Below are 23,441 nucleotides of genomic sequence, written 5' to 3'. Positions count from 1 at the left end.
GCTTGATATTCAACAGTGCCGGTGACGACGACCGGAGATGATAGCCTGCCCCCGCAAACCTTGATGGTCCAGTAGTGTACCGTTGGATTGGGATGGGAATAATCGGTGCTGCAAGATCAGCCGGCCCTGATGGAGAGACTGCCTGATCGGACGCAGATCCTGCTGGCGGTGGCTATCGGCCTTGTTCTGCTAGCCGGTGCTTTCTGGGTCCACGCGCTGGGCGAAATTCGGCTGCAGCCGGTCCTCATATTCATACCGGTGGTCGATGCGATTCTGCTCGTCTGCGATCTCGTCACCACCACCCTGCTTTTCACCCAGGCCCGCGTGTTTCGATCCCGCGCCTACCAGGCTCTCGCTGCGGGATATCTGTTCTCAGCAGTCATCTGCATCGCCCACTGCCTCTCTTTCCCCGGAGCATTGGCGCCGGCCGGGCTGCTCGGCGGGGGGATCAGCAGCAGCACGTGGATTTCGATATTCTGGCGTGGCGGCTTCCCGATCGCAATTGGCGCCTATGCCTTGCTCAAAACGGGAAAGCCGATCAGCGCGAGGCGGTCGGCGATCGGCATAACGATCAGCGTGTTCGGCGCTTTTCTGGTCGCGATCGTTCTCACGCTTCTGGCAACGCGCGGCGCGAACCAGCTCCCGCCGCTCATGGCCGCTGACGGCGCGTGGCACTATCCCAACCTCGGCAACGCCATCGCCGTCCTGATCGGGCTTTGTCTGATCGCGAGCACGCTGCTCATAACGCGGCGGCATTCGCGGCTCGACGTCTGGCTCATGCTTTCGCTCTCGGCCTGGCTCATCCATGTCATCCTGATCGCCACGACTTCCGGACGATTCACGCTGGCCTGGTATTTTGCCTATGGCTTGGGGATGGTGTCTCACGTCGTCGTCATGCTGACGTTGATTGCCGAAAAAACCGAAGCCTATGCCCTTTTGGCCCTGTCGGCCTCGGCGCTCAACCGCGAGCAATACAACCGCCTCATGACGCTCGATGCAGTGACGGCAGCAATCTCTCACGAAGCCGGCCAGCCGCTCACCGCCGTCTCCATGAATGCGATGGCCGGCTTGAACTGGCTTACCCGCGATCGGCCGGACATCGACATGGCGATCAAATCGCTGCGCGCCACAATCGAGGCCGGGGATCGAACCGCCGAGGTGATCAAGAGCATCCGGGCTGCGTTCCGCAAAAGCCCCAACGAAACGGTCGAATTCGACCTGAACCAACTCGTGCGTGAGACCACACTGTTGCTGCACCGCGAACTGGCCAGCAAGCGGATCGTGGTTCAGCTCACGCTCGATCAGGACCTGCCCTCCATCTCGGCCGATCGGGTCCAGATGCAGCGTGTGCTCGTCAATCTTTTCACCAATGCGATCGAATCCCTCGGCGAGACGCGCGACCGCCCCCGCCACATCGCCATTCGCTCAGCGCCGATCGACGATTGGCAGGTGCAGCTCGAATTCAGCGATACCGGCATCGGCATCATGCCCGACAAGCTGGCCTACGTCTTCGAACCATTCGTCACGACCAAGGACAAAGGCACGGGCCTTGGCCTGACGCTCTGTCGGACCATCGTGGAAGAGCATGGCGGAAGCGTCTGGGCCTCGCTCGAAAACGAGCATGGCGTCACCTTTTCCCTGCGAATGCCGCGCAGCGGCTGGTCAGGCTTTGGCGATATCCAGCCGCACGGATGAGCCACGGCCGGTGATGGACCTAGCCCCGCAGCAGTTCGGGCAGACGGCCCGAGACGCCCCGCGCCTCGTCCATGAAGAAGCGCTTGAGCGCCGGCACGCGCTGGATCGCGCCCATGCCGAGGCGGCGGACGGCGCTGGGCAGGCGACCCGGCACGCCGAACAGGCGGTTGATTCCCGTCGGTCGCCGCCATGACCGAGAAGGCATCGAGGCTGCGCCATTTCTCATAGCGGGCGAGGACCTGCGCGTCGCCGGGCTCGAGCCCGATCCGCATGCCTTCGGTCAGCACCTCGACCAGTGCGCCGACATCGCGCAGGCCTAGGTTGAGCCCCTGCCCGGCGATCGGATGCATGCCGTGCGCGGCATCGCCGATCACGGCGAGGCGTTCCTCGACGATCCGGCCCGCGTGATGGAAAGACAGCGGATAGGACATGCGCGGCGCCGCGAGTTCGATCGCGCCGAAGATACCGTGCATGTGCTTGGCCACTTCGCCGAGGAACGCGCGGTCGGAAAGGCCGATCACACCTTTCGCGTCCTTTTCCGCCACGGTCCAGACCAGCGCACTGCGGTGGCGGCCATCGGCGGTATCAAGCAGCGGCAGCAGCGCGAAGGGGCCGGCGGGATAGAAGATCTCCCAGGCGACGTTGTCGTGCGGCTTCTCGTGATAGAGACCGGTCACCATCGCCCGGTGGCTGTAATCCCACTTCGCCAGCGAAAACCCCGCCTCGTCGCGCGTCGGCGACTGGCGCCCTTCCGCCGCGACGAGCAGGTTGCCTGCCAGCACACGGCCGTCCTTGAGCGTCACCGAAACTCCGTGTGGCCCGCGTTCGCGATCGGCCGGTTCGGCGCTGGTATGCCAGACGATCGCCGGCTCGGCCCGCGCCGCTTCGAACAACGCGAGCCGCAGGTCGCGGTTGGCGAACATCCGCCCAAGGGTGCCTTCCTCGGGCTCGGGCCGGAAATTGAGCCGGCCGGGTTTCATTCCGTCCGTCACCGCGATCGCCTCGATCGGGCAGCCGAGCGGCTCCAGCCTGCCCGCCAGGCCGATGTTGGTGAACAGGTTCCAGCTCGCGGTCGAGATCGCCGAGGCGCGGCCGTCGGCGCCTTCTGCGGTCAGTTCCTCGGGTGCGGCCTTGTCGACGACGTGACTGGTGATGCCGGCCCTGGCCGCGGCCAGAGCCAGCGTCATGCCGACGAGGCCGCCGCCGAGGATTACCAGATCGCGCGTTTCGCTCATCCTCGCGGCCTAGGCCTCACCGCTTAGGCGCGCAAGTATCCCCCGCACCGCCGTCGATATCCAGGCAGCGTCCGTCGAACTCGCCCTGCGGCACGACCAGCCCGAGCATCGCCGCAAGCGTCGGGGCGATGTCGACGGTCTCGACCGGGGCCGGCTGTTCCTCGCCGGCCAGGCCCTTGCGCCAGAACAGCATCGGCACGCGGCGATCGTAGTCCCACGGGCTGCCGTGTGTCGCGACGGCGCCCCGGCTCGGATCGGGAATCGGCACGACGCCGCGGTTCAGCAGGATGACGACGTCGCCCGAGCGCTGCGGGTCGAACGAGGCGCGGGCGCGCTGGATCAGCGTGAAGTCCTGCGGCGAGCCGCCGGGCATCGGCACCGCGGCGAGGTCCGCCTTGGTATAGGCCGCGGCGACCTGCGGATGGGCCCTGGCGATTTCGACCAGCGCGGCCTGGGCTTTCGCCTTGTCCTCGGCACTCAGCGCGGCCGAGAAATAGAAATCGCCGAACGGGCCGTCGCTGTAGAGCAGCCTGCCGGGCGCGGTCACGCCCGACTTGGCGGTGACCGCCGCCGCCAGTTCGTCGGGGCCTAGGCCGGAGCCGACGCGCACCGCGCCGGGCAGAGCCTGCTGCGTCAGCCGCTCTGGCAGGTCGAAGCCGCCGTGGTCGGCCGAGAGGACCACGACATAGTCGATCCCCTTGGCGTCGAGGTGGTCGAGCAGCGAGCCGATCGTCTTGTCGAGCTCGGCCATCTGGATGCACATCTCGGCGCCCTCGGTACCGAAGGTGTGGCCGACATAGTCGGTGGCCGAGAAGCTGACCGAGAGCACGTCGGGCGCCTTGCCCTGGCCGAGCTTCATCTCGTCGACCAACCGCGCGGCCAGCGCGCCGGTCGCGGCATCGATCCGCGGCGAAGTGCGGAAACCGGCTTCCTTGCCGGCTTCGAGCGGGAAGCGGCCGGTGCCTACGGTCTTGCTGCCGGCGGCGACCGCGCGGTCGCGCGGGGCGCACCATTCGGGCAGCGCCATCGGCGCGTCGCCGGCCTTGATCATATCGGCCGCGAGTCCGTTCACCGCCTCCACCGCGGGGCTGATCTTGCGGCCGTTCAAAGTGACGAAAGCGCCGCGACGCCACCAGTAGGCGGCGTCGATGTCATGCCCGCCCATCATCATCACGGCGCGGTCCTTGGCCGAGACCGCGACGTTGCGGCTGGCCGGGCTGACCGCCTTCAGGCGCTCGCCCAGCGTCGGCACCTTGAGATGCCAGGCCGATACTACGGGATCGTCGGGCGTGCTCGCCGGATCGCGCTCGTCCTCGGCGCAGTAGATCCGCTTCTCGGCGCGGGGATTGGCCGGGTCGAACCACATGTTGGCGATGATACCGGTGCGCGCCGGACGGTCCCCCGTCATCAGCGTCGAGTGGCCGGGGCAGGTCTCGGTCGCGGCATGCGACTGGAAGCCCGATGGGAACACTGCGCCCTGCTGCAGCCGTGCCAGGCCGGCGGTGTAGAGGCGCCGGTACTGCGCGAAGAGATCGGCCGAGAACTGATCGACCGAAATCGCCACGATGAGCTTGGGCGCGGTCGGCGAAAGGGCTACGGGCGCGGGAGCCGGCTTGCGCGCGGGCTTTGCACCGGCGGTGCCCGAAACGGCGATTGCGGCGGCAAGGGCAAGCGAGGCGAAAGAGCGGCGCATAGGCATTCCTTGAAATGTTTCCCTGAAACCGGCAGAGGCGTGATGGCTGGCCGGCGCGGTGCGCGCAAGGCCCCCTCGCCCAGGAGCCATGCGAACAATGCGCTGCTATCGCCTGCTTGTTGCGGTGCTGTGTCAGCTTTGTGTCATTCTGGCCTTTGCTCACGCGGCCCACGCGGCGCCCACCCATATCGCCGCCGAGCTGGTCGCCGAAAGCGCGGGGAATCCGGGCGAGACGGTCTGGTTGGCCATCCATATGCGGCCCGAGGCGGGCTGGCACGGCTATTGGTCGAACCCCGGCGATGCCGGGCTCGGCATGACGCTCAAGTGGTCGGTGCCCGACGGCGCCAAGCCTGGTGAGCCGCTCTATCCGGTGCCGCAGACGCTGCTGATCGCGGGCCTGATGAACCACGTCTATGACCGCGAATACGCGCTGCTGGTGCCGCTGACTCTGTCGGCCAAGGCGACACCTGGTAGCCGTCAACCTGTCACCCTCGACGCCCAATGGCTCGCCTGCACGCACGAAATCTGCGTTCCCGAGCAGGCTAGGCTCGAAACCACGGTGACGATCGGCCCGCGCGGCGCCCCCGACCCGCGTTTCGACCACTGGCGCACAGCCCTGCCCGCCCCGCTGGGCGCGCAGGCGCATTTCGTCCGTGAGGGGGAATGTGATCCGGCTGGGCATCCCGCTGCCGGCGAGTCTGAAACTGGACAGCCCGCATTTCTTCGCGAGCGAGGACAAGCTGGTCGACTATCCGGCGGTCCAGAGCTTCCGCCGCAACGGCAACCTGCTGGTGGTCGAGCTGCAGCGTCCCAAGATACTGGCCAAGGATCCGAAGCAATTACCCGGCGTGCTGCGGCTCAATGCCGCGGGCGACGGGCTGAACATCGATGCGGTTCCGGGCGCAGTCCCTACCGGCGGCGAGCCAATCGGCAGCGACAAACCCGCGCCCACCACCAGCCTGCCCCTGCTGCTGCTCGCGGCACTGGCGGGCGGGCTGCTGCTCAACGTCATGCCCTGCGTCTTCCCGATCCTCAGCCTCAAGGCGCTGAGCCTCGCCCGCGCCGGCGAGAGCGAGACGCAGGCGCGGCACGAGGGGCTGGCCTATACCGCGGGCGTGATCCTGGCCTGCATGGCGCTGGGCGCTCTGCTGCTGGCCTTGCGCGCGGGTGGTCAGGAGATCGGCTGGGCCTTCCAGCTCCAGGAGCCGGGCGTGGTCGCGGCATTGCTGCTGCTGGCCGTGGCGATCACCGCCAACCTGCTCGGGCTGTTCGAATTCGCCGTACCGGGCTTTGCCAGTTCGGGCAGCCCGCAAGGGGCCTTCGCCACCGGTCTGCTGGCCGCTTTCGTCGCGACACCTTGCACCGGACCGTTCATGGCGGCGGCGATGGGCGCGGCGCTGCTGCTGCCGATGCCGGCGGCAATGGCGCTGTTCGCGACACTTGGGCTAGGCATCGCCCTGCCGTTCTTGGCCATTGCCTTCATCCCGGCACTGCGCCGACGGATGCCCAAGCCCGGCAAGTGGATGGTGACGTTCCGCCGCTGGATGGCGCTGCCGATGGCGCTGACCGCGGCGGCGCTGCTCTGGCTGGCGAGCCGGCTCGGCGGCAACGCCTTCGCGCTCGCTTGCGCCGCGCTCGCGGTCGGGCTGGTCGTGGTTCTGGGTTTTGCCGGACGCGGACAGCGCGCCGGGCGCTCGGTCATGCTGGTGAGCGTCGCAGGGCTGGCAGCGGTCACCATCGCCGGCTTCGTCGCCCTGCCCCGCCTCGAAGCGCAGCCCGGTGCGGAGGCTCAAGGCATCCTTCCGTCCAAACCCTTCAGCGAATCCGCGCTGGCCGAGGCCCGAGCATCGGGCAAACCGATCTTCGCCTATTTCACCGCCGACTGGTGCCTGACCTGCAAGGTCAACGAAGAAGTCGCGATCGAGCGCACCGATGTCCGCGACGCTTTCGCCAAGGCCGGCGTCGTCGTGCTGCGCGGCGACTGGACGCGCCGCGATCCGGCGATCACGCGCTACCTGACCGCGCAGGGCGCTGCCGGCGTGCCGCTCTACATGTGGTATCCGCCAAAGAGCGTCACGCCGCAGCAGCTACCGCAGGTCCTGACGCCCGGCGGGCTGATCGCACTGACGGCGAAATAGCGCTCCTGTTTCGCGCAGAGAACGCAGAAGCCCCGGAGAATCGGTGCCTAGGCACCGCCCTTACATCTCCGTGACCTCTGCGCTCTCTGCGCGAAACAGCGCCTCAGATCACCTCCGCGACGCTTTCCAGCTCCTTGCGCAGATGCGCGAGCGCCTGCGCCTTGAGCTGGTGGACGCGCGGGATCGAGACCGAGAGCACGGCCGCAATCTCGGACAGGTTCAGTTCCTCGACGAAATAGAGCTGGATGATCATCTGCAACCGCTCGGGCAGCGCGGTGATCGCGGCGATCACACTGCCGCGCAGTTCCTCGTCCTGGAGCAGGGTGAGACTGTCGGGCCGGTCGTCAGCGAAAGCCATGTCGCTGTCAGAATAGACCTCGTCCATCGATTCGAAGCGCAGCGGCTCGCTGGCGTGACGCAGGCTCGCCAATTCGTTCTCGTCGATGCCCATGGCCAGGGCGAGCTCGGCAGGGGCTGGCTGGCGCCCCAACTGCACGCGCAGCTTCTCTTCGTGTTCGCGCAGTTGCTTGCGGCGGTCGGACGCACCGCGCGACAGCGGGATCGTGCGGCGGATCAGGTCGACCATGGCGCCGCGCACGCGCATCTTGGCATAGGCGGCGAAGCCGTCCTCGCCCGGACCGGCATGACGCTGCGCGCATTCAGTCAGCGCGACCAGCCCCGACTGAATCAGATCCTCGATCTCGATGCCCGGCCGGCCGGTACCGTGAACGTGCCAGGCGATCCGGCGGACCATCGGCAAGAACCGCCGGATGCGGTCGCCGATGTCGCCGCCATAGGCTCCGGCAACGGCTGCGCCGCTTACCATCGTTCCGGTGGCGAAGGACCTGTGATCGTGTTTCATGCAGCCAGGCTTTCAGAGTCTTGGTAGTCGGGATGAGGCAGGCCCGCGGCCTGCGGCGATGGACCGCCGACCACGTCGATCACTTCGATCGGCTGGGCAGCGGGAAGTTCGGCAATCGAGAGCACCAGGCACGACGGCGCGCGGAGCTTGAGCAGCGAGGCCAGAGCGCGGCGCGCACGCGGCTGGACGATCAGCGCCAGCGGGATCGCGCCGGGACCGCGCCGCGCGATCAGCCCGGCGATATGCTCGCCGATCGAGCGCGCGAGGTCGGGCTCGATGACCGGCTGGCCGGTCGTCGGGTCCTGCATGCCCTGGACGATCATGTTCTCGAGCTGGGCGTCGAGCGTGATCACCGGCAGGCGCTCGCTGGGGCCGCAGATGCGGCCGACGATCAGCGTGCCGAGATCGGCGCGGAGCAGCTCGACCAGGCGGTCGTGATCGGTGGTCGACTGGACCGACTGGCTGAGGCTGGCGAGGATCGGCAGCGGGTGCGTGATCGGGATGCCGTCCTCGAGCAGCGCGCGCAGCAGCCGGGTCACGGCGGCCAGCGTCAGCGGCGTCGGATAGACGGTCTCGACCAGGCCCCCGGCATTCTCCTTGACGCTGTCGAGCAGCGAGCGGACCTCGTCGGGGCCGAGCAGGGTCTGCGGCCGCTCGGACAGCAACTGGTTGAGGTGCGTGGCGATGACGGTGCTGGCATCGACGGTCAGGAAGCCTTCGGCGATGGCATGGTCGCGCGCCGTGGGATCGACCCAGATCGCCGGGCAGCCGAAGCTCGGGTCCCAGGTCTCCTGGCCCTTGAGCTGGTGGCCTTCGCGCGCCTCGCCCGCGTTGATCGCCAGGATCTTGTTGGGCATGATGCTCGCTCCGCCCAGCGGCACGCCGCCCAGCATGATGCGGTAATCGTTCGGCCCGATCTCGAGCGCATCACGCACGCGGAACTGCGGCACGACGAAGCCGAAGGCCTGGCTTAGCTGCTTGCGTACGCCAGTGACGCGCGCAACCAGCGGCGAGCCGTGGCGGTCGTCGACCAGGTGGACCAGGCCATAGCCGAGCTCGATCGTGACCAGCGTGTGGTCGGACACGTCCTGCAGGGTGATCTTGGCCGGGTCGGCGGGCGGCGCGGGTGCCTCTTCGACGGGGCGCGACAGGCGTTCCTGGCGCTTGCGCAGCATGTGCCAGATCCACAGGGCCATGCCCGCGGCCGGCAGGAAGATCATCTGCGGCATGGCCGGGATCGCACCGATGCCGCCCAGGATGAAAGCGACCGGAAGCCAGGTGCCGGGCGCGGCGAACTGGCTGCCGATCTGGCCGGCAAGGTCGCTCTTGTCGGCAACCCGGGTGACGATGACGGCGGCGGCGATCGAGAGCAGCAGAGAGGGGACCTGCGCGACCAGCGCGTCGCCGATGGCCAGGGTGATATAAGCGGAAGCGGCCTGATGCGCGGTAAGCCCGTGGCTGAGCATGCCCAGGCAGAAGCCGGCGATGATGTTGACGCCCAGGATCAGCAGCGCGGCGACCGCGTCGCCCTTCACGAACTTGCTGGCACCGTCCATAGCGCCGTAGAATTCGGCCTCGGTCGCCACTTCGACGCGGCGGGCCTTGGCCTCGTCCGCGGTTAGCAGGCCGGCGGAGAGATCGGCGTCGATCGCCATCTGCTTGCCCGGCAAGGCGTCGAGGGTGAAGCGCGCGGACACTTCCGAGACGCGGCCCGCGCCCTTGGTGACGACGACCAGGTTGATGATCATCAGGATCATGAAGACGAAGATGCCGACGACGAAATTGCCGCCGATGAGGAAGGCGCCGAAGGCTTCGATGACGTGGCCCGCGGCGGATTCGCCTTCGTGCCCGTGAACCAGCACGACGCGGGTCGAGGCGACGTTGAGCGCCAGGCGCAGCAGGGTCGCGAACAGCAGAACGGTGGGGAACGACGAAAAGTCGAGCACTTTGCCCGCATTCATCGCCGCCATCAGGATGGCGACCGACAGCGCGATGTTGAGCACGAACGAAACGTCGAGCAGCACGGCCGGGACCGGCACGATCATCAGGCCGATAAGTGCCAGGATACCGGCGGGAAGCGCCAGCGCAGAACCTTTGAATGAGCGGGTGAACGCTTTCATACCACTCACAATCCGAATTTCTGGAACTGGCCGTAGGCGGCGCGAACGAAGTCGGGCACGGCGCCCTGGCCTTCACCGCCGGTGCCGGCGAATGCCGTGCGCAGCGTCTCGGCCATCGAGGGACGGGCCGCTGGGGCTGCCATGTCTCCGGCTGAAGATGAAATCTGCCCGCCTGCCGGCCCGGACATCTCTTGCCGCGCGGCAGCGAATTGCCGGGCGATAGGACCGCCGACGAACTGCGGCACGGCGGGCGCGGCGAGGGGATAGTCCTCGACCGAGGGGATCGGCCCGTTTTCCATCGCCGAAGTGACCTTGCCGCGCAGCACTTCCATGACGCCGGCGACCGAGCGCGGCGCGCCGGAGGGATCGTAGAAGATCGTGCGGTTGGCCGCGGCCGCCTTGGGCAGGACCGCGGCGGCGCTCTGCAGCGGGTTGCTGTTCAGCGCCGAGAAGAAGTCTGTGGCGCCGCCCGAACCCAGGAAATGCGCGACATAGAGTTCGGCGGAGTCGGGCTCGCGACCCAGCACAGCGCGCAGATCGCTGCGGTTGTCGTTGGCCAGCTCGGCCGCCATCATCGCCGAGGTGCCGGGATCGTAGCGCATCGCCATGATCTGCGAGCGCGCCAGCGGATCGGTGACGCGGCCGCCGTCGATCGCATCGTCGGCCCAGTCCATGCCGTGGTTGCCGCCGTGCTTCTCGAGCGTCTGCAGCCAGGTCCCGCGGGTGAACTGATAGAGCCCGGCCGCGCTGGAGGTCGGCGCCTTTGCCGTGGGATTGAGGCTGGATTCGAGCTTGGCCTGGGCTAGCAGATAGTTGAAGTCCACGCCCGTCGCCTGCGCGGCGCGAGCGATGGCAGCCCGCACGCTACCGTTATCGGTAGGGGTGCGGCCTGCCTGGACTCCCGTAACTGACTGCGGCTCGCTCAAGCCAAACTCCCGGAACAAAATGAACCGGAAGCTTACTCAGCAAGCATCGTGCCAATTTCCGCCCCTAGAAATTTTAAGGGGCAATTTTCGAGCTAGGTATTTTTTTCGCCAAGCTGGAAGCCGGCGGAAGAAGGCGTGCTATGCGCCTTTCAGAAGGCATAGCACGCCCGCCCCCCGATCCCCTGCGCCATGTTGCGAGGGGACAGGCGGCCGAGCGGGATCAGACCCGGGCGGCCGCGTAACTGTAGGCGCTGCGCGGCGTATTGCCGGCGCGGTAGATCGGCGGAGCGCCGGTCAGATGGTCGAGGCGCGCCGAAACATTGGCCGCGATCAGGTTCCGCACCTGGCGATTGACCTCGTTCAGCCGCTTGGCCGCTTCGAGCATGCCGCGGCATTCCTCGTCGATCCGGGTCACGCCCGATTTGTCGAGCGTGCCGCAGAGCTTGTCCTTGTCGGCCGCGGTGCCCAGGATCGCCTCGATGTCGAGCCCGGCAAGCGCCTGCCGTTCGGCCTCGAGCACGGCAAGCATCTGCCGCAGGGTCTCACGCAAGGGGTTCGAATCCATTACTGGCCTTTCCTCAGCAGCAGACCCGCCGCGATCATGGCGTCGGCGATCTTCGTGGGGAGCACGGGGTATTGCCCGGTCTCCACCGCTCTTTTTATCACTTCGACGCGATCGGCGTCGACCGGCGCTTCGCCAGGGTCCAGCGCATCGCTCAGCGCGACAGCCGAACTCTCCGAACCGGTGCTCTTCGCGGTTTCGCGAAAGCCGCCGGCCTGACGGGCAATCCGGACATCGACCGCGCCAATCGGGCGCGTAGGTCCCATTTCGATTGGTGGCATGATGCCGCTCCTTACACTCTCTCGGGAGTTCAGAACGGCAGCTGCAAGACTTCTTTAAGGGGCGAAAGCAGTTCGTCGGCTTTCAACCCCAGGAAATCCGCGGGTCACTGCCCAGAAGTCATTGTACGGGGATGACCACCAGGCCCGGACGCTGGATCTGCGCGCGCAGCGTATCGCCCTTGGGGCCGGCCGCGACGCTGCTGACCGGGCGGACCCGGATCCAGGCGCCGACCGCACCCTGCTCGAGCGCCTCGCCGGGCTGCGACACGCTGAAACCGTCACCTTGGACGGCGATCGTCACGGCATCGCCGCGGTTGACCGCGGGCGGGAGCGGTGCGGCGGCAGCGCCGAGCGAGGCATTGGCGAGCTGCACGAAGATCCGCCAGCCGCCCGCCTCAGGGCAGGAAACCTGCAGCGAATCGCGGCGCAGACCGTTCCACGTGACCGCCAGTGCGCCGCCGCAAGCGCGCAAGCGCAGGCGGCGGTCGACGGGCGTCAGAGCACCGCCGGGCGCGCCGATCGGCGAACCGGTGAAAGCTTCGACCTGGCGGTCGATGGCATTGAGGTCGGCGAAGCCGGCGGCAGCCGCGAAGGCCAGGCCAAGGGCGAAACTCATGGTCGTTCCTCTGCAATCGTCTATTGCTGGGAACTATCTAGCAAGCTTCGTGCCATTGGCAGCCAGAGAAGGAAGCGGGCGCGGCGCGGTCGGGCTGTCGAAAGCCAGCGCCGCGCTGGTGCCGCCCTGCCCCGGCTCGACGACGATGCGCGCGCGCACTCCCGCCTCGCCCGCATCCTGGACCAACGCCTGGGCGGCCCCGAGCGCCTGGGCCTGCTCGCCCGGGCGGTACTGCGCGACGATGGTCAGCTGCTGGCGGCTGTCCGCCGACTGATCGCGCAGCCACTGCGCGAGCGGCGGCGCGCCCGGCGCCGCGCGGTAGAGCGCCAGCGGCTGGCCCTGCGGCGAGACGGGCTGATCGGCGTCGTCGGGCGCCAGAAAGGTCGGCGCCTTGGGCGAATCGTCGGTCGAGGCCAGCGCCGCGGCGGTGACCATGAACAGGATCAGCGAAAGGTCGGCCAGCACGTACTGCCAGCCGCTTCCCGCGCGCGCGATCATGCCGAAAGCGCCTCTTGCGTTGCCCCGGGGGCCTGCACCAGCGTCGGCCGGCGCGCGGGCATCGCGGCCGTGACCTGGCTCGCCAGCCAGGTCACGATCTTCTGGCGCTCGCTTTCCTCCTTGGCCGCCGCACGCTCGACCGCACGGGCCAGCGGGGCGAAGAAAAGGTTGGCGAGCAGGATGCCGTAGAGCGTCGCGGTGACCGCCATCGAGATCGCGCCCATGTAGGCGTGGCGGTTGATCCCGTCGGCGGGAAGCTGGCTCAGCGAGATCAGCGTCGCGGCGAGGCCGAACACCGGGGCGAGTTCGGATGCTTGCGCCAGAGTGCGCACGGCGCGGTTGTCGTCGTGCATCCGCCGCGTCTTGTGCGCCTCGTGCGTTTCGAGCAGCGCCGCGACCGAGCGCGAACCGATCATCCGGTCGGTCGCCTCGTCGAAAGGACGGTCGCCGAACTGGGTCGGGTTCACGCGCAGCACGCCCTCGCGCTGGATCTGCTGAACCTTGACCGCGAGCTCGGATCGGGCCGCGTCGGCATCGAAACGCGGACTGCCGAGCTTGGCGACCCCGGCCATCGCCCGGCCGCAGTCGCCCAACCCGCAGCGCAGCACGGTGGCCAGCAGCGTTCCGCCCACGACAATGGTCGCGGATACCGGATCGTAAAGGCTGGCGAAATTCATGCGGCGACGCACCCCTGGCTTGGCACTTAGAACGGCAGTGCCGGCAAGAATTCAGGCCGAATCGGACAAATCTTGCCGCCGGCACCCGGCAATGCTTTGCCGCATGGTGATTAACAAATCGCGGAAATCGGGCGTTTTTCGATTTGGCACGGTGTTTGCTGAAACACGTGGGCTATGCACACGGAGCATCACCATGAGTGAAGGCCTGTTCGGAATTCACGCTGCGGCGCTGGAGCTTCGCTCCCAGCGGATGGGGCTTATCACCTCGAACATCGCCAACGCCGCCACGCCTGGCTACAAGGCCAAGGACATCGACTTCGCCGCTGCGCTGAAGGCGAAGACCTCGGGCATGGACGTCGACCAGGCCGCCAGCGCCGCCACGCTCTATCGCGTGCCGGTGATGCCCTCGCTTGACGGCAACACGGTGGAGCTGCCGACCGAGCAGGTCGCCTTCTCCGAGAACGCGGTCGGCTATTCGGCCACGCTTTCCTTCATCGCCGGCCGCGTCAACACGATCACACGCGCGCTCAAGGGAGACTGACCATGGGCGCCCCGATGAACATCTTCGACGTAGCGCAGCGCGGCATGTCCGCGCAGCTCGTGCGTATGAACGCCGCCTCTTCGAACCTGGCCAACGCCGGTTCGGTCTCCAGCACCGAGGACGGCGCCTACCGCCCGATCCGTGCGGTCTTCGCAGAACAGCTCGACAAGCAGACCGGCCTTTCGACGGTCAACGTCCAGTCGGTCATGCGCGAGAACCAGGCCGCGATCAAAGAACACAATCCCGACCATCCGCTCGCCGACGAGAACGGCGACGTGTGGACCGCTCCGGTCGATGAGAACACCGAGATGGTCGAGATGCTCGATTCCGCCCGCCAATACCAGAACCTGGTCGAGGCGCTTTCTACCGCCAAGCAGCTCATGCTCGATACGATGAGGCTCAAATGACTTCTATCTATAGCGGCGTCAACGCGACGTCCTCGACCAACACCACCTCCACCGACTCCAAGGTCGGCAAGGGCATGGGCGCGATGGACGCGACCGACTTCATGAAGCTGCTGACCACGCAGCTCACCAACCAGGACCCGACCGCCCCGATGGATAACAGCCAGATGCTGGCCCAGATGGCCCAGTTCACCTCGCTGTCGAACTCCACCGAGATGAACTCGACGCTCAAGGCGATCGCCACGAAGCTCGGCGTGACCGGCCTCGACGACACGACCAGCGGCTGACGCCGCAGAACGATCAACCAAACACCTGAAATCAGAAGCTAACAACAAAGGGACATCGCCATGTCTTTCTATACCTCGCTCAGCGGCCTCAAGAACGCCCAGACCGGCCTCAGCGTCACCGCGAACAACATCGCGAACGCCGAAACGCTCGGCTTCAAGAAGAGCCGCACGCTGTTCAGCGACCTCGTCGTCGGCGACAGCCCGAAGATGCAGCAGGGCATCGGTTCTACCGTGCAGTCGATCACGCAGAACTTCGGCATGGGCCCGATCGAGCAGACCGGCGGCGCGCTCGACATGGCGATCACCGGCGACGGCTTCTTCGCGGTGAAGAACCCGGCCACCAGCGACGTCTCCTACACCCGCAACGGCGCCTTCACGGTGGACGACAGCGGCTTCGTGAAGGACGGCAGCGGCAACCGCCTGCAGATCTTCACGCCGACCCAGAACCCGGCGACCGACCTTCCGGTCGACTGCCAGCTGCCCTCGCAGAGCACGCCGCCCGTCACCACACCGCCGACGCCCGCCTCGCCCTTCGCCGGCGTGAGCGTCGGTCTCGACGGCTCGGTCAAGGTCTCCTACGCCGACGGCACCAACGAGACGATCGGCAGTGTCGCGCTCGCAACGTTCCCCGCGGTCGATGGCCTCAAGCAGACGGGCTCGTCGAACTGGGTCGCCAGCGGTGTTTCGGGTGCAGCGGAATATGGCCTGCCCGGCAGCACCAGCCTGGGCAGCGTCAAGTCGGGCTCGATCGAACGCTCGAACGTCGACATCACCGAGGAACTCGTCGGCCTGATCACCATGCAGCGCTACTTCCAGGCGAATGCGAAGGCGATCGATACGGCCACGCAGATCTCGCAGACCGTTCTCAACCTGCGAACCTGATCCTTCGACTGACCGGAGACTCTGAATGGACCGTCTGATCTTCACGGCAGCATCGGGAATGACCGCGGCGATGAATCGCCAGCGCGTCATCGCGAGCAACATGTCGAACTCACAGACCACCGGCTTTCGGGCCGAGACGCTGCAGTCGACGCCGATGACGCTCGACGGTCCCCAGCTCGAAGTCCGCGCGATGAACCAGACCCAGGTCAAAGGCGCGGACATGAAGGCGGGCACGATCATCCAGACCGGCAACGGTCTGGACGTCGCGCTGCAGGGCGACACCATGCTGGCGGTCCAGACGGCTGACGGCAACGAAGGCTACACCCGCCGCGGCGACCTGGCCATCTCGGCCACCGGGCTGCTCCAGAACGGAGACGGTCTGCCGGTCCTCGGCCAGGGCGGCCCGATCACCGTGCCGGTCGGCGCGAAGATCACGCTCTCCGAAGACGGCTCGGTGATGGCAAGCGACCCTTCCAAACCTTCGGAGCCACCGACCGAGGTCGATCGGCTGAAGCTTGTAAACTATGCCGGTACACGGATCGAAAAGGACCTGACCGGCATCTTCCGGGTGCCGAACGGCGGAATTTTGCCGGTCGACGATACGGCCAAGGTTGCCGTCGGCGCGCTGGAAGGTTCGAACGTCAAGCCCACCGAGGTCATGGTCGAGATGGTCGAAGCCCAGCGCAGCTTCGATATGCGCACCAAACTCATCGCCACCGCCCGCGAACTCGACGAGGGCGGCGCCAGGCTCATGCAGATCTCGCCAAGCTAACTGGCACGATATTTGCTAGAACTGATCCGATACCGCCCGACGGAGACCCGATAATGCCCACTTCCGCCCTTCACGTCGCCCGCACCGGCCTGGACGCCCAGGACCAGCGGATGCGCGTCATCGCCAACAACCTGGCGAACGTCAGCACCACGGGCTTCAAGCGGGATCGCGCAAACTTCGCGACGCTCGCCTATCAGGATACGCGGATCGCCGGCCAGCAGTCGTCGGGCGAGACGACCTATGCCAACGGGCTCAACCTGGGCACGGGCGTCAGCGTCCAGTCGACCACCCGGATCGACACCGCGGGCACGATGGAGACCACGGGCAACGCGCTCGACGTCGGGCTCGACGGCGGCGGCTTCTTCCAGATCCAGATGCCGGGCGGGCAGCTCGGCTATACGCGCGCCGGCAACTTCAGCCGCTCGCCCGAAGGCAACCTGGTGACCTCGCAGGGCTATCAGGTGATGCCCGCGATCCAACTGCCGGCGAACACGACGCAGATCACGATCGGCGATGACGGCACCGTCTCGGCTTCGGTCGCAGGCGGCGAATCGCAGCAGGTCGGCCAGATCCAGGTCGCCAGCTTCGCCAATCCCGGCGGGTTGCAGGCCGGCAGCGACAACTTCCTCTATGAGACCGCCGCCAGTGGCCCGGCGCAGCTGGGCATCGCCGGCGAAGACGGCCGCGGCCACATCAAGCAGGGCATGCTCGAAGGCTCGAACGTCTCCATCGTCGAGGAGCTGGTCGACATGATCGAATGCCAGCGCGCCTACGAAATCAACTCGAAGATGATCTCGTCGGTCGACGAGATGCTCAAGAACGCCAACCAGACGCTGTGATCATCATGACCGCATCAGCCCCCCTTCCCCTCGGCATTCCGGCGCGCAGCCGGCTGAAGCCCCGCCCCGCCTTCGAGCGGCGCCCGGGCCGCCTGCCGCTGCTCGCCGCCACGGTCATCGCCGCGGCCGCACTGGCCTCGCCGGCCTCCGCCAAGAAGCATCAGCCCGACGCCGGTTTCGAAGCGACCATGCCCGCTCCCGAAGCAGTCTCGCGCCCGGCAGACGGCAGCATCTTCAGCGCCTCGTCCTATGCCCCGCTCTATGGCGGCACCCGCGCCCGCTCGGTGGGCGACGCGCTGACCATCCTGCTGGTGGAATCGACCACGGCCGCCAAGACCGTCGGCTCGAAGAGCCAGAAGAGCGGCGGCATCTCGCTGACCCCGCCCAAGTCCGGACCGTTCTCGTTCAATCCCGACACGTTCACGGCGTCGAACAATTCCAACTTCAACGGTGCGGGCAATGCCTCGCAAACCAACAGCCTGTCCTCGACACTGTCGGTCACGATCGCCGAAGTGCGCCCGAACGGCACGGCGCTGGTCAAAGGCCAGAAGCGCCTGCTGATCAGCCAGGGCAACGAGTGGGTGCAGGTCTCCGGCATCGTCCGCCTGATCGACATCGATCAGAACAACACGATCCTCTCAAGCCAGGTCGCCGACGCCCGCATTGAATATACGGGCAAGGGCGCGCTGCAGCAGGCCACCAAGCAGGGCTGGCTCGGCCGGATCTTCAACATCATCAGCCCCTTCTGAGAATGGCCATGACGCACACCCTCAAGACGATCGCTGCTGACATCCGCACGATGCTGCGCGACCCGACGCTGTGGCTCTGCCTGCTCTGCGCGCTGGTGCTGAACCCGAGCACGGCCCACGCCGAGCGCGTGCGCGATCTCGGCGCCTATCAGGGCGTGCGTTCGAACCAGCTCACCGGCTACGGCATCGTCGTCGGCCTCGCGGGCACGGGCGACGACAACCTCGAATACCTGACCCAGGCTATGAAAGGCGTTTCGGGCCGCATGGGGTTGCAACTTCCGCCGGGCGTCGCGCCGGGCCTGAAGAACGCTGCCGCGGTGATGATCACGGCCGACCTGCCCGCCTTCGCCAAGCCCGGCCAGCGCCTGGACGTCACCGTCTCGACGATCGGCAAGGCCAAGTCGCTGCGCGGCGGCACGCTGATCCTGACCCCGCTCCAGGGCGCCGACGGCCAGATCTATGCCATGGCGCAGGGCAACCTCGCGATCTCGGGCCTCGGCGTTTCGGCCAAGGACGGCTCGCAGCTGACGGTCAACGTGCCCACCGTGGGCCGCATCGCCGATGGCGCCAGCGTCGAGCGCGCGGTCGCGACCGGCTTCGAGAGCGCCGACGTCATCCGCTACAACCTGTTCAACGCCGACTTCCTGACGGCCACGCGCGTGCGCGATGCGGTCAACCGCTTCATGCCCGGCATCGCGACGATCGAGGACGGCGTCACCCTGGCGCTCACGCTGCCCAAGGACACCAACACCCGCGCCAGCATGATGGCCGCGATCGAGATGATCGAGGTCACCCCGGCGGAGACAGCCGCGCGCGTCATCGTCAACAGCCGCACGGGCACGGTCGTGATCAACAGCGCCGTGCGCCTGTCGCCCGCGGCGATCAGCCAGGGCAAGCTCACCGTGCGGGTCGACGAGAACCCGACGATCAGCCAGCCGGCGCCGTTCAGCAAGGGCCAGACCGCGGTCCAGCAGAACAGCGACATCTCCACCAAGGAGGAAGGCGGCCACATCGTCATGCTCAAGCCCGGCGCCTCGCTGTCGAAGATCGTAGACGCGCTGAACCTGCTGGGCGTCACCGCGTCCGACCTCGTCGCAATCCTCGAGGCGCTGAAGCAGGCGGGTGCGCTGAAGGCGGAGATGGTGGTCATATGACGACGATCACACCCTCCGTCGGCGCCTCCACGCCGCTTCCGACGACGACGGCCGCCCCGTCCGACAGCGAGAAGCTGTCAGGCGTGGCGAAGCAGTTCGAGGCGATCTTCCTGCGCCAGATGCTCGCGGCCGCACGCAAGACCAATCTGGGCGGCGAGGACAACGTCTTCTCGAGCCAGGGCATGGATACTTTCCGCCAGATGCAGGACGACCGCTTCGCCGACGTCGCATCGGAAACGGGCGCGTTCGGGCTCGGCAAGATGATCCAGACGCACCTGGCGAAGTTCGCCAAGGCTGCCGGCCAGGCCGAAGCCGCCGCGGCCGCGACCCCGGAGGTAACCGGCAATGGCATCTGACCTTCTCGGGATCGGCAAGAGCGGCGCTATCGCGGCGCGCATCGCGCTCGACGTTACCGCCCAGAACATCACCAACGCCTCGACCGACGGCTATGTCCGCCGCTCGGTGCAGCTCGCCGAAGCCTCGGCCTCAGGCGGCTACGGCCGCGTCGGCGACGTCTCGCTCTCGGGCGTGCGGCTCGACAAGGTCGTGCGCAACGCCGACATGTTCCGCCAGTCCGAAGTCCGCCGCACCGGCGCCGACGCGGCGCGAGCGGATGCCGAAGTCACTGGCCTGCAGAACATCGAAGATGCGCTCGAGCAGTCGGGCGCCTATGACGCCGTCGTCAAGTTCGAAGGGTCGCTCCAGCAGCTTGCCTCGGACCCGACCGACACCGCACTGCGCGCCTCGGTGGTCGAGTCGGCGCGGACCATGACGCGCACGATGAACATCGCCGCGCAGAGCCTCGATCAGGCGGGCCAGGGCCTTCAGTTCGAAGCGACCGACGGGGTCAACCAGGTCAACACGCTCGCCGCCGAGCTCGGCCGGGTCAACCTGCGCCTGGCGCGCGCCGCCGATGCGAGCAGCGACCAGACGACGCTCCTCGACCAGCGCGACAGCCTGCTCGAGAAGCTCAGCCAGTATACCGACGTCACCACGACCTTCGCCGCCGACGATACCGTTACCGTGACGATGGGCGGCTCGCCGGGCCAGACGCTCGTCGCCGGCGGCACCGCCAGCCCGCTCGCGATGACGATCTCTCCGACCGACGGCACGCTGTCCTTCACGGTGGGCGGCAACGCCGTCACTCCCGTAGGCGGATCGCTCGCCGGCAAGTCACAGGCGCTGGTCAAGCTCGACGAGATCCGGACCGGGCTCGACGCCATCGCCAAGAGCGTGGCCGACACGGTCAACGGCGCCCAGGCCAACGGCGTCGACCTCGCCGGCGTCGACGGTACGCCCATGTTCAACGGCACCACCGCCGCAACGATCGGGCTGGCTTTCAGCGATGGCTCCAAGATCGCCACCGCGCCCAAGGCCACACCGCCTGCGGTCACCCCGCCGAACAGCCGCGACCAGACCAACCTGGCCGCGCTGCAGACGGCGCTGCAGAGCGCGGATCCAGCCGGCAAGACGGATTCGCTGATCTTCAACATCTCCAGCGCCGTGCAGGGTCGCACCGTGACCCGCGACGCGCTGGAATCCATTGCCAACACGGCAAAGATCACCCTGTCGGCCCAGGCCGGCGTCAGCCTCGACAACGAGGCGGCGAACCTCGTGCGCTATCAGCAGGCGTTCCAGGCGTCGGGCCGCATCATGCAGGTGGCCCAGGACACCTTCAACTCGATCCTGAGCCTGAAGTGAGGCGATCATGACTTCGATCAGCACAAGCACCGCGGCCTTCTACGATCGTTCGACGACCGACATCGCGACGCTGCGCAAGCGCGCCGAGACGCTGCAACAGCAGATCGGCGGCGGCAACCGGCTGTCGCGCTCGTCCGACGATCCGGTCGCCGCGTCGCGCCTGCGCATGCTGCAGCGCTCCGACAGCCTGTCGCAGATCGACAGCACCAATGCGGGCCGCGCCAACGCAGACCTCACGCTCGCCGATTCCGCACTCTCGACCTTTTCGGACTACATCTCGCGCGCCAAGGACCTCGCGACGCAGGCCGCGAACGGCACGCTCACGACCGAGCAGCGCGCCGGCATCGGCTACGAACTCCAGCAGATCTACGGCAACCTGATCAGCCTCGCCAATTCACGCGATTCCAACGGTCACGCGCTGTTCGGAGGCGAAGCGCCGGGCGATGCCTATTCGGTCGATGCCTCGGGCAACGCGACATACATCGGTACGGCCACTTCGGGAGACCTTGCACTCGGCGACGGCCAGAAGATCACCCGCGGGATGACCGGGCCCGAAATCCTCAATTTCAACCTCAACGGCAGCCCGACCAACCTCCTGGCCGTGGTCAAGGGCCTCGCCGACGATCTCCAGACGGGCACGGGCGACCGCCAGCAAGCGGCCAGCGATGGCATCACCTCGCTCGCCAAGGGGCTCGACACGATCACCACGGCACAGACGGTGGTTGGCTCGCGGCTCAACTGGATCGACCTGACCGGCGATCGGCGCACCAATCTGGGCGAGCTGCGCGCTACCGAGGAAGACAAAGTCGGCGGCATCGATCTCGCCACTTCGATCTCCGAGCTGCAGCAGACAATGACCGTACTCGAAGCCAGCCAGGCGAGCTTTTCCAAGCTCTCTTCGCTGAGCCTGTTCAACATGATCAACTGATACCGAAAACTATTTCCAAGGGGCTTATTCGATGTTTGTAGCAATCGGTATCGTGATCCTGCTGGTCATGGTGTTCGGCGGTTTCGCTCTCACCGGCGGCTCGCTGGGACCCGTGCTCGAGGCCATTCCGCACGAAATGCTGATCATCGGCGGCGCCGCGGTCGGCGCCATCGTGACCGGCAACTCGATGCATGAGGTGAAGGCCTTCGGCGCCGGCTTCGTGCGCGCGGCCAAGGGCCCCAAGCACAACAAGCAGGACCACATCGACGTCATCATCCTGACGACGCGGCTGATGAAGCTGCTGCGCAGCGAAGGCCCCGTCGCGCTCGAAAGCCACGTGCAGGACCCGAACAGCTCGGCGATCTTCGCCGAGTTCCCGCGCCTGCTGGCCAACAAGCCGCTGGTCCACCTGATCGCCGACACGCTGACGCTGATCGTCGTGTCCTCGGGCACGCTGGAAGTCCACGCGGTCGAGGAGGTCATGGACAATGCGATGAAGACGCATTTCCACGAGCTGCACGAACCGCAGCACGCGATCCAGGGCCTGGCCGACGCGCTTCCCGCGCTCGGGATCGTCGCGGCCGTTCTCGGCGTCGTCAAGACCATGGGCTCGATCGACAAGCCGCCGAGCATCCTGGGCGGCATGATCGGTTCGGCGCTCGTCGGTACCTTCCTCGGGATTCTGCTCGCCTACGGTATCGTCGCGCCGATCGCCGGCCGCCTCAAGCAGGTCAACGAGCAGGACGAGATGATCTTCCACGCGGTGAAGCAGGTGGTCATCGCCTCGCTCCACGGCTGGCCGCAGCCGCTGGTCGTCGAAAGCGCCCGCTCGGGCCTGGGCCACGCCTTCCGTCCGGGTCTCTCGGAACTCCTCGACGCGATGAGAGGCCGTTAAGCCATGGCTGCAGCCAAGAAGGGCGGCAAGCAGGAGCTTCCGCCGCCCGTCATCGTCAAGAAGATCACCATCGTCGCCGGCGGCCATCACGGTGGCGCCTGGAAAGTGGCCTATGCGGACTTCGTGACCGCGATGATGGCCTTCTTCCTGCTGCTGTGGATTCTCGGCGCCACTACCGAGAAGCAGCGCAAGGGTATCGCCGACTATTTCACGCCGACACTCGTCAAGACGCGCGACGCCAGCGCGGGCTCCGCGGCCGGCCTGCTTGGCGGCTCGTCGCTGACCGACGTCGACAACTATCCGCACCGCGCCGGCCAGACCGGTACCCGGGCGATGACCATTCCGCGCGACTCTACCGGCGGCCCGAAGGAAGGCGCCTCGCCGACTCACAGTTCCAGGGTGGCGCACATGAAGGAGGAGCTCGAGAAGAAGCTCCAGGCCAACGAGGCTCTGAAGAAGATCGCCAGCCAGGTGCGCATGGTCGACACCACCGACGGCGTGCGCATCGACCTTGTCGACAATGCCGACTTCTCGATGTTCATGCTCGGCACTACGGTGCTGACCTCGGATGCGCAGCAGCTGCTCAAAGTCATCGGCGATACCGTCGGCCCGCAGGGCGGCGGCATCTCGATCCGCGGCCACACCGACTCGCTGCCGTGGCGCCCGGGCCAGAGCGCGAACAACTGGTCGCTGTCGGCCGGCCGTGCGGAAGCAACCCGCCAGTCACTGATGCGCGCGGGCATCGGCGAGAGCCGCTTCCGCCGCATCGAAGGCGTCGCCGACCGCGAGCTGTTGATCAAGGACAACCCCCAGGATCCGCGCAACCGCCGTATCTCCATCGTCGTGATGGATTGATTGCCCCAGTCCTCCTCGCGGCGAAGCCGCGGGGAGGACACCCCCTTTCGGGCACATCCCGGACCACCCCTCACCCGATCTTAAGGTCCAGCACCTAAGGCTGGCGGCGGCGCGCAATCGGCGCCGGAGAT

The 23,441-nt window shown here is 67.0% G+C and carries 24 protein-coding genes and 2 pseudogenes; 16 read left to right on the top strand and 10 right to left on the bottom strand.

Annotated elements, in window-relative coordinates:
- The first annotated feature begins 105 nt into the window (after window positions 1-105).
- Window positions 106-1,695, top strand: coding sequence for an MASE4 domain-containing protein (locus KRR38_RS24315; protein WP_217406032.1), 1,590 nt, complete (start codon window positions 106-108; stop codon window positions 1,693-1,695).
- 19 nt (window positions 1,696-1,714) lie between these two features.
- Here the strand turns inward: KRR38_RS24315 and KRR38_RS24310 are convergent.
- A pseudogene (locus tag KRR38_RS24310) lies at window positions 1,715-2,930 on the bottom strand (UbiH/UbiF/VisC/COQ6 family ubiquinone biosynthesis hydroxylase).
- Between the two features lie 16 nt (window positions 2,931-2,946).
- Window positions 2,947-4,623 carry an alkaline phosphatase family protein gene (locus KRR38_RS24305; RefSeq protein WP_217406031.1) on the bottom strand — a complete coding sequence of 559 codons (1,677 nt, stop codon included), beginning with the start codon at window positions 4,621-4,623 and terminating at the stop codon, window positions 2,947-2,949.
- 88 nt (window positions 4,624-4,711) lie between these two features.
- Between KRR38_RS24305 and KRR38_RS37490 the strand changes: the two are divergent.
- Together KRR38_RS37490 and KRR38_RS24300 are read left to right on the top strand one after the other, a co-directional pair.
- Window positions 4,712-5,122 (top strand): annotated as a pseudogene (locus KRR38_RS37490) (protein-disulfide reductase DsbD domain-containing protein); the annotation flags it as partial.
- A 166-nt stretch (window positions 5,123-5,288) separates the two neighbouring features.
- Window positions 5,289-6,761 carry a thioredoxin family protein gene (locus KRR38_RS24300; RefSeq protein WP_309141130.1) on the top strand — a complete coding sequence of 491 codons (1,473 nt, stop codon included), beginning with the start codon at window positions 5,289-5,291 and terminating at the stop codon, window positions 6,759-6,761.
- Window positions 6,762-6,864: 103 nt separating this feature from the next.
- Here the strand turns inward: KRR38_RS24300 and KRR38_RS24295 are convergent, their stop codons facing one another.
- From KRR38_RS24295 to KRR38_RS24260, 8 genes are all read right to left on the bottom strand, one after another.
- Window positions 6,865-7,623, bottom strand: a complete 759-nt coding sequence (locus KRR38_RS24295) for a sigma-70 family RNA polymerase sigma factor (protein WP_217406030.1) — start codon at window positions 7,621-7,623, stop codon at window positions 6,865-6,867.
- The gene (locus KRR38_RS24290; protein ID WP_217406029.1) at window positions 7,620-9,743 is read right to left on the bottom strand and encodes a flagellar biosynthesis protein FlhA; all 2,124 of its coding nucleotides are present in this window, start codon (window positions 9,741-9,743) and stop codon (window positions 7,620-7,622) included. Before KRR38_RS24290 ends, KRR38_RS24295 begins: the two co-directional genes overlap by 4 nt.
- A gap of 5 nt (window positions 9,744-9,748) precedes the next feature.
- Window positions 9,749-10,669: a transglycosylase SLT domain-containing protein gene (locus KRR38_RS24285; RefSeq protein ID WP_254514958.1), complete on the bottom strand. Its 921-nt coding sequence runs from the start codon at window positions 10,667-10,669 to the stop codon at window positions 9,749-9,751.
- Between the two features lie 220 nt (window positions 10,670-10,889).
- The gene (locus KRR38_RS24280) at window positions 10,890-11,234 is read right to left on the bottom strand and encodes a flagellar protein FlgN (protein WP_254514957.1); all 345 of its coding nucleotides are present in this window, start codon (window positions 11,232-11,234) and stop codon (window positions 10,890-10,892) included.
- The gene (locus tag KRR38_RS24275) at window positions 11,234-11,512 is read right to left on the bottom strand and encodes a flagellar biosynthesis anti-sigma factor FlgM (protein WP_217406028.1); all 279 of its coding nucleotides are present in this window, start codon (window positions 11,510-11,512) and stop codon (window positions 11,234-11,236) included. The genes KRR38_RS24280 and KRR38_RS24275 overlap by 1 nt, the downstream gene beginning before the upstream one ends.
- A gap of 118 nt (window positions 11,513-11,630) precedes the next feature.
- Complete coding sequence (locus KRR38_RS24270; RefSeq protein ID WP_217406027.1) at window positions 11,631-12,128, bottom strand: flagella basal body P-ring formation protein FlgA; 498 nt, start codon at window positions 12,126-12,128, stop codon at window positions 11,631-11,633.
- 33 nt (window positions 12,129-12,161) lie between these two features.
- Complete coding sequence (locus KRR38_RS24265) at window positions 12,162-12,626, bottom strand: hypothetical protein (protein WP_217406026.1); 465 nt, start codon at window positions 12,624-12,626, stop codon at window positions 12,162-12,164.
- Window positions 12,623-13,303, bottom strand: coding sequence for a MotA/TolQ/ExbB proton channel family protein (locus KRR38_RS24260; protein WP_217406025.1), 681 nt, complete (start codon window positions 13,301-13,303; stop codon window positions 12,623-12,625). Before KRR38_RS24260 ends, KRR38_RS24265 begins: the two co-directional genes overlap by 4 nt.
- 193 nt (window positions 13,304-13,496) lie before the next feature.
- On the opposite strand from KRR38_RS24260, the gene flgB reads away from it, so the two are divergent.
- From flgB to KRR38_RS24195, 13 genes are read left to right on the top strand one after another with little or no spacing between them, the layout of a single operon-like run.
- Window positions 13,497-13,844 (top strand): flagellar basal body rod protein FlgB, encoded by a 348-nt coding sequence (gene flgB, locus KRR38_RS24255; protein WP_217406024.1) that lies wholly within the window; start codon window positions 13,497-13,499, stop codon window positions 13,842-13,844.
- Between the two features lie 2 nt (window positions 13,845-13,846).
- Window positions 13,847-14,251 (top strand): flagellar basal body rod protein FlgC, encoded by a 405-nt coding sequence (flgC, locus tag KRR38_RS24250; RefSeq protein WP_217406023.1) that lies wholly within the window; start codon window positions 13,847-13,849, stop codon window positions 14,249-14,251.
- Window positions 14,248-14,535 (top strand): flagellar hook assembly protein FlgD, encoded by a 288-nt coding sequence (locus tag KRR38_RS24245; protein WP_217406022.1) that lies wholly within the window; start codon window positions 14,248-14,250, stop codon window positions 14,533-14,535. Before flgC ends, KRR38_RS24245 begins: the two co-directional genes overlap by 4 nt.
- Before the next feature lie 60 nt (window positions 14,536-14,595).
- The gene (locus tag KRR38_RS24240; RefSeq protein WP_217406021.1) at window positions 14,596-15,417 is read left to right on the top strand and encodes a flagellar hook-basal body protein; all 822 of its coding nucleotides are present in this window, start codon (window positions 14,596-14,598) and stop codon (window positions 15,415-15,417) included.
- A 25-nt stretch (window positions 15,418-15,442) separates the two neighbouring features.
- A complete protein-coding gene (locus KRR38_RS24235) occupies window positions 15,443-16,189 on the top strand; it encodes a flagellar basal body rod protein FlgF (RefSeq protein WP_217406020.1) in 747 nt (248 codons plus the stop codon).
- Window positions 16,190-16,242: 53 nt separating this feature from the next.
- Window positions 16,243-17,028, top strand: coding sequence for a flagellar basal-body rod protein FlgG (flgG, locus tag KRR38_RS24230; RefSeq protein ID WP_217406019.1), 786 nt, complete (start codon window positions 16,243-16,245; stop codon window positions 17,026-17,028).
- Window positions 17,029-17,033: 5 nt separating this feature from the next.
- The gene (locus KRR38_RS24225; protein WP_217406018.1) at window positions 17,034-17,777 is read left to right on the top strand and encodes a flagellar basal body L-ring protein FlgH; all 744 of its coding nucleotides are present in this window, start codon (window positions 17,034-17,036) and stop codon (window positions 17,775-17,777) included.
- A gap of 50 nt (window positions 17,778-17,827) precedes the next feature.
- Window positions 17,828-18,931: a flagellar basal body P-ring protein FlgI gene (locus KRR38_RS24220; RefSeq protein WP_217407440.1), complete on the top strand. Its 1,104-nt coding sequence runs from the start codon at window positions 17,828-17,830 to the stop codon at window positions 18,929-18,931.
- Window positions 18,928-19,287 (top strand): rod-binding protein, encoded by a 360-nt coding sequence (locus KRR38_RS24215; protein ID WP_217406017.1) that lies wholly within the window; start codon window positions 18,928-18,930, stop codon window positions 19,285-19,287. Before KRR38_RS24220 ends, KRR38_RS24215 begins: the two co-directional genes overlap by 4 nt.
- Window positions 19,277-20,632, top strand: coding sequence for a flagellar hook-associated protein FlgK (gene flgK, locus KRR38_RS24210; RefSeq protein ID WP_217406016.1), 1,356 nt, complete (start codon window positions 19,277-19,279; stop codon window positions 20,630-20,632). Before KRR38_RS24215 ends, flgK begins: the two co-directional genes overlap by 11 nt.
- A gap of 7 nt (window positions 20,633-20,639) precedes the next feature.
- Entirely contained in the window at window positions 20,640-21,560 is a 921-nt protein-coding gene (locus tag KRR38_RS24205; protein WP_217406015.1) for a flagellar biosynthesis protein FlgL, read from the top strand.
- A 31-nt stretch (window positions 21,561-21,591) separates the two neighbouring features.
- The gene (motA, locus tag KRR38_RS24200; protein ID WP_217406014.1) at window positions 21,592-22,455 is read left to right on the top strand and encodes a flagellar motor stator protein MotA; all 864 of its coding nucleotides are present in this window, start codon (window positions 21,592-21,594) and stop codon (window positions 22,453-22,455) included.
- A 3-nt stretch (window positions 22,456-22,458) separates the two neighbouring features.
- On the top strand, window positions 22,459-23,310 hold the full coding sequence (locus KRR38_RS24195; RefSeq protein WP_217406013.1) for a flagellar motor protein MotB: 852 nt from the start codon (window positions 22,459-22,461) through the stop codon (window positions 23,308-23,310).
- The last annotated feature ends 131 nt before the right edge of the window (window positions 23,311-23,441 follow it).

The organism is Novosphingobium sp. G106, assembly GCF_019075875.1.
GTDB lineage: Bacteria > Pseudomonadota > Alphaproteobacteria > Sphingomonadales > Sphingomonadaceae > Novosphingobium.
This window is presented reverse-complemented; position numbering and strand designations above follow the sequence as displayed.